Raw genomic sequence first — 3,291 nt, 5'->3', positions numbered from 1 at the left:
GCTGGGCCCGGCGCTGTGGGGCACCGCCGCGCTGCTGGTGCTGCACGCCGCGCCGTCCGTGCCGGACTGGGTCGCGCTCGCCGCCGGCCGCCGGCCGGGTGCCGAGCCGGACGCCATGGCCAGGTTCGCGACCTTCGGCTACGAGCCGTTCTTCCTGGCCGGCGGCCTGCTGTTCACCGTCCTCTCGCTCGGCCGCCCGGCACTGCGCCGGTCAGCGGCGGCTCGGTCAGCCGGTCAGCCGGTCAGCCGCGCGGCGAGCCAGTCGGCGGTGGTGGGGAGCCAGTCCGGCAGGGCGGTGCCGAGCAGGTGGTTTCCGTGCGGGACGAGCAGCAGTTCGGCGTCCGGGGCGCGTTCAGCCAGGACGGTGGCCGCGGTGACGCCCGGGATGCCGTCCTCGCCGCCCTCGACCACCAGCAGCGGGGCGGTGACCGCCGGGGCGAGGGCGGTCAGGTCGACCCGGGCGGCGAAGGCGCGGGCCGCCGCGTACCCGCCGCAGCGCTGGGCCAGGGTCGCGGTGACGAACGGGACCAGGCCGTCCCAGTCCAGCCGGTACGGGCCGCTGACCACCGCGGCGGCACGCAGCCGGGGCTCGTGGACGGCGGACTCGACCGCGTAGTAGCCGCCCAGGCTGAGGCCGATCACGGCGGTCCGGGTGAGGTCCAGCCCGGCCCGGCCCGCCAGCGCGTCGAGGGCGCGGCCGACCACCCGGTGGTACTCGGGCTCCGGCACGGTGTGGGCGGCCAGCACGCCCTGCCCCGGCCCGTCGATCGAGAGCACCGCGACGCCCCGGGCCAGCAGGGCCTCGGCCACCGCGTGGAACTCCTCCTTGCCCGAGTCCATCCCCGGCACCACCACGACCAGCGGGGCCGCTCCCCCGCCGGACGCCGGGCGGCGCAACCGGCCCGCGAAGCCCTCGCCCTCGACCCGCTCCGTCCCCGGGTCGAGCAGCGCCAGCGCCCGGTGCATCGCCTCGTCGGCCCGGGCGGCGGTCTCGGCCGCGGCGGCCCGGTCGGGGTGCGGGAGCAGCCCGGCGAAGTGGTACCAGCGGGCGGCGCTCCGGAACGCCTCGCCGGCGGTGACGGTGCGGCCCTCGGCGGCGGCCCGCTCGGCCGCCGCGGTGTACCGGTGGCCGGCGCCCCGGCAGGCGGCCGGCCAGTCGCGCAGCGAGGTCAGCGGGGTGGTCACCCGGGCGTACTCGTACGGGTCGAGGCCTGCGCCGTGGGCGCGCGGGCGGGTCTCCTCGACGAAGGCGGCCAGCAGACCGGGGGTGTCGAGGAAGGAGAGGTCGGGCACGGCGGGGGTTCCCTTCGGGTCGTTCGGGCCGTTCGGGTGGCGCGGGGCCGCCTTCGTCGGCACCTCCCCACTCCACCCCGCGCCGCACCACCCGGTCCAACAACCGGGGGGCGGCGACGACAACCACCGGTTGTCGGCCGGGAGGACGGTCGCGGGTGCGAGGGCGGTGGGGGTGCGTGCCCGCCCCCACCGCCGCGCACCGGGGACGATCGGCGAGCCGTCCCCTAGGGTGCCCGGGTGGATCTGGATCTGGCGCAGGTGCGGGCGTTCGTCGTGGCGGCCGAGGAGTCGCACTTCGGGCGGGCGGCCGGGCGGTTGGGGATCAGTCAGCAGGGGCTGTCCAAGCGGGTGGCGCGGCTGGAGTCGGTGCTGGGGGTGCGGCTGCTGGAGCGGGACGCGCGCGGGGTGGGGCTGACCGGGGCCGGGCTGCGGTTCCTGGAGCCGGCCCGGCGGTTGCTGGTGCAGGGGGAGCGGGCGGTGGCCGCCGCGGGGTGCGCCGCCCGGCCGCTGCGGATCGACGTGTGGGGGCACCTGTACGCGCCGATGCGCACGGTCGCGCAGGCGGTGGACGCGGCGCCGGGGCTGCAGGTGGAGCCGGGTCCCGGCCGGGACCTGCCCTCCGTCGCGGCGGCCGTCCTGCGCGGGGAGTCGGACGCCGGGTTCGGCCGGGTCCACCGGCTTCCGTCCGGCGGGAACGGGTTGACGCACCGCCTGGTCCGGCTGGAGCCGGTGGACGTGCTGGTGAGCACCGACCACCCGCTGGCCGGCCGGGACGTCCTGCGCCCGGACGAACTGCGGGGCGGTGTGCTGCGCTGTCCGGCGGCGGTGGACCGGCTGGACTTCCTCGCCCGCTTCGCCGCCCGGTTCGGGATCTCCCGGCGGGTCGGCTCGGCCAATCTGGGCCTGGAGCACTTCGTGGAGCAGGTCCGCGCCGACCCGGCCTGCTTCTCCCTCGTTCCCGCCGACGGCCCGCTGCCCGGCCTTCCGGGGGTGCGCACCGTCCCGCTGTCGGACCCGACCCCGCTCTACGCCTGGTCGCTCCTGTGGCGCACCGGCCCGGAGGCCGAACCGCACCCCGGGCTGGACGGCCTGCTGCGGGCGTTCGCCTCCGCGGCGGCCCGCAGCCGGTGGCTGGAGTACGACCCGGCCCGCGACTGGCTCCCGGACGCCGACCGGGCCGCACTCGGCCGCTGACGGCCGCCCGGCGCCACCGACCCCGCCGACCCCGCCGCTCCCGCTGTCCCCACCGGCCCCGTTGTCCCCACCTGCCCTGCCGTCACCTCCCGCCCTACCGGCCCTTCCCGCTCAGGAGGTCCGGAGCCAGTGGTCGGTGGCGCGCTCCACCGAGCCGTCCGCCCGGTAGTAGGTGACCAGCGCGGCGTCGGTGTCCGGCTTCGCCACGAGACCGAAGTAGCGGACCGGGGAGTCGCCGACCGTGACCGGCACCGCCTCCGTGCTGCCGCCGGACTTCCACTCGACCACGACCTTCACCACCTCGGCCCGGGCCGCCTCGATCACCACCGGCGGCACGCCCGACGGGTGCTGGAGGCCGAGCGACGCACCTCCGTAGCCGCCCACGAACCTGCCCGGTGAGGTGACCGCGTGCAGGGAGTCGTCGGCCTGCCGCTTGCCGTCGACGGTGAAGTAGTAGTTCACCAGGTCGTTCTCCGGGCCCCAGTTGCTCTCGACGTCCTTGGGGACGACCTGCTTCACGTCCGGGTTGGCGGCGTACCGCTCCGCGCGGATCAGCCGGGCCTGCCCGACGGCCTCGTTCCTGGCGGCCGGGGTGGGCCACAGCGCGGCCCAGGCCTCCCAGGTGTGGCCGTTCGCCGTGCCCTCGGCGACCTTGACCCGGACGGGGGTGAAGGGGTCCCTGGTCGCGGACGCGCTCGCGCCGGCCTGGGCCCCGGCCGGCGTCGCGGGCGTCGCCGCGGGCGTGGCCGCACCCGCACCGCCCGGAGCCGTCGGGGAACCGGGCACCGCCGCCACGGAGGCCGA

The 3,291-nt window shown here is 77.8% G+C and carries 3 protein-coding genes; 1 reads left to right on the top strand and 2 read right to left on the bottom strand.

Going from position 1 to position 3,291, the window contains the following annotated elements:
• Positions 1 to 234: 234 nt before the first annotated feature.
• Positions 235 to 1,356, bottom strand: coding sequence for an alpha/beta fold hydrolase (locus tag AB0E96_RS39940; RefSeq protein WP_359831601.1), 1,122 nt, complete (start codon positions 1,354 to 1,356; stop codon positions 235 to 237).
• Between the two features lie 174 nt (positions 1,357 to 1,530).
• On the opposite strand from AB0E96_RS39940, the gene AB0E96_RS39935 reads away from it, so the two are divergent.
• A complete protein-coding gene (locus AB0E96_RS39935) occupies positions 1,531 to 2,487 on the top strand; it encodes a LysR family transcriptional regulator (protein ID WP_359831599.1) in 957 nt (318 codons plus the stop codon).
• Between the two features lie 111 nt (positions 2,488 to 2,598).
• Here the strand turns inward: AB0E96_RS39935 and AB0E96_RS39930 are convergent.
• Positions 2,599 to 3,291: hypothetical protein (locus AB0E96_RS39930; protein ID WP_359831598.1), on the bottom strand; the 693-nt coding region annotated here is incomplete at its 5' end.

Origin of the sequence: Kitasatospora sp. NPDC036755, assembly GCF_040636595.1 — a bacterium.
GTDB lineage: Bacteria > Actinomycetota > Actinomycetes > Streptomycetales > Streptomycetaceae > Kitasatospora.
This window is presented reverse-complemented; position numbering and strand designations above follow the sequence as displayed.